The organism is Acinetobacter sp. NRRL B-65365 (assembly GCF_001605865.1).
In the GTDB taxonomy this organism is placed as follows: domain Bacteria; phylum Pseudomonadota; class Gammaproteobacteria; order Pseudomonadales; family Moraxellaceae; genus Acinetobacter; species Acinetobacter vivianii.
Map to the genome: position 1 here is coordinate 1 of NZ_LRPD01000053.1, position 2,199 is coordinate 2,199.

At 37.2% G+C, this 2,199-nt stretch carries 2 protein-coding genes; one reads left to right on the forward strand and one right to left on the reverse strand.

From position 1 onward, the window contains the following. Nucleotides 1-262 precede the first annotated feature (262 nt). Complete coding sequence (locus AWW72_RS16250) at nt 263-1,069, forward strand: SDR family NAD(P)-dependent oxidoreductase (protein ID WP_062848021.1); 807 nt, start codon at nt 263-265, stop codon at nt 1,067-1,069. 65 nt (nt 1,070-1,134) lie between these two features. Here AWW72_RS16250 and AWW72_RS16255 read toward each other — a convergent pair whose 3' ends face one another. Continuing rightward, nucleotides 1,135-1,947 (reverse strand): IclR family transcriptional regulator, encoded by an 813-nt coding sequence (locus tag AWW72_RS16255; protein WP_004772879.1) that lies wholly within the window; start codon nt 1,945-1,947, stop codon nt 1,135-1,137. Nucleotides 1,948-2,199 lie beyond the last annotated feature (252 nt).

Here is a 2,199-nt window from a genome sequence, read left to right on the forward strand (position 1 = left end):
TTAGCTGCTTATGCTCAAACTTATATCACAATGAAAACCTCATCAAAATCCAACTGTTTACTTTAATCTATTTTCTAGACCTCGTTAAAAAATTAAAACTTATTCATCCTTCTAAATGAATTTTAACCTCGCTAAAACAAAAGGATAATTTTTCTCTCCTCTTTATATTGAATAAACTCATTGGTATTCAGGATTAAAAGCGCTTACATTTTTGAATGACAACGATGTAATGATCTAAATATTAGACTGCTGGAGAAAAACAATGAATTTAAGCAATAAGACCATCATTATTACAGGTGCTTCAAGTGGGATCGGTGAAGAAGCCGCACTTCAACTCGCTCAAGCAGGTGCGAAAGTTTGTCTTATTGCCCGTCGAGCTGAAGAGTTACAGCGCATTCAGGCGAAGATTCAAGCTCAAGGTGGAGATGTGTCTATCTATCCAGCAGATATTACCGATCAGGAACAACTGGAGGCTTGCGTAACCCAGATATTGTCAGCGCATGACAAGGTCGATGTATTGGTAAATAACGCTGCACGTTCAATTAGACGTCCTATTCTTGAGTCACTTGATCGTTTACATGATTATGAACGTACCATGCAGATTAATTATTTTGCTGCTGTGAATATGACACTGCATTTATTACCTCATTTTATGAAAAATGGTGCAGGGCATATCGTGAATATTTCGACCATGTCGACGCAAGTTCCGATTCCGTTGTTCTCGGCCTATCTCGCCAGTAAATCTGCGCTTGAATCTTTTTCCCGTTCTTTGTCGATGGAATTAAAGGACAAAGGAATTGATGTCAGTATCGTGTATTTTCCAATGGTCAGAACGCCAATGTCATCGAAAACAGCTATTTATAAACATATGAAAATGCTGGATACGCCTGCCGCAGCGGGATGGATTGTAAAAGCCATAGAAAGAAAATCTTATCGGGTCAGCAGTAAAGCAGGGTTAGTTGCCAATGCATTATTAAATACGACACCGACATGGATGATGAATCTGTCCCGACCACTGTTTCAGTTAATGGATAAGCGCTTAAAAAGTAAATTAAAAACGGAGGCTTAAGCTCAAAAATTGGGTTAATGATTTTTTGATAAAAGAAAAGCAGCGAAAATTGCTGCTTTTGATTATTAATAAATAAATTTAGAAATTTTTTCTGCAGTTTGAATAACGGCCTCGGCAACATCATTTCTAAAATAGTGTTCATCATAACTACCGAGTGGGCAACTCACGGATAAAACGGCAGCCATTTTATGGGTGGATTGTTTATAAATCGGAGCAGCACAGGCAGCCATGTCATGATTGTAATGGCCCCAACTCACCATAGAGCGTTGGGTTTTAACGAAACTCAGGCGCTGTAACAGTGCTTTAAGATTGGTCGGGGTTAACTCTGAAAAAGTATCCCATTGATTAAAACCTTTATAGCGCTCTTTAATTTCTGTTTCGGTTAGATCGGCTAACAGCATTTGTCCAATCACGGTTGCATGGGCAGGCCAGCGTGTGCCTAGGCCAATATTACTGGTGAATGTGCCATTGGATTGAATATTGTTAATAAAGACAATATGCGTGCCTTCCAAGATAGAAAGATGCACAGCAAGTTGAGTCTGATCGCGTAACTCTTTCATTAGCGGTGTTGCCAAGTCTAGTAATGACTGTTTGGCTAAGCTATTAAAACCAAGCTCCATGACCTTAGAGTCTAAAGCATACGTTTTCTGTGAAGCTTTGCGTAAAAAGCCACAAGACTCCAGCGTATAGATCAGACGGAAAGCACTGGAACGGTTTACATCGAGAACTTCGGCAATTTCAGTAATAGTCATTTCTTGGGTTTGCTGGTTAAACGCTTGCAAGATTGCCAAACCACGCACTAAGCCAGGGACTAAATAGCGTTCCTCATTTTTTATTGCATCAGATTCTTGGGAGTCTGTTTCAATTGTTGAATTCATGTGTTCAATTTTCCTATCAAAAAATCGCAAATCAGTACATTTCGTTTTCTTAGGATTCTATTGTAACTGCAAATAGATTGTTTAAATATTTTTTTATATATAAAACAAAATTTTTTTAGTAAAACGTAAAAGAATGTGTTCTAAAAATCAAGTTATTGAATTTTAAAAATATATTTAATTTGACAGAAAAAACATCATGGGAGTATTCTTATCTAAAGTTTGTTATATCAAATAATGTTTTATATATAAAAC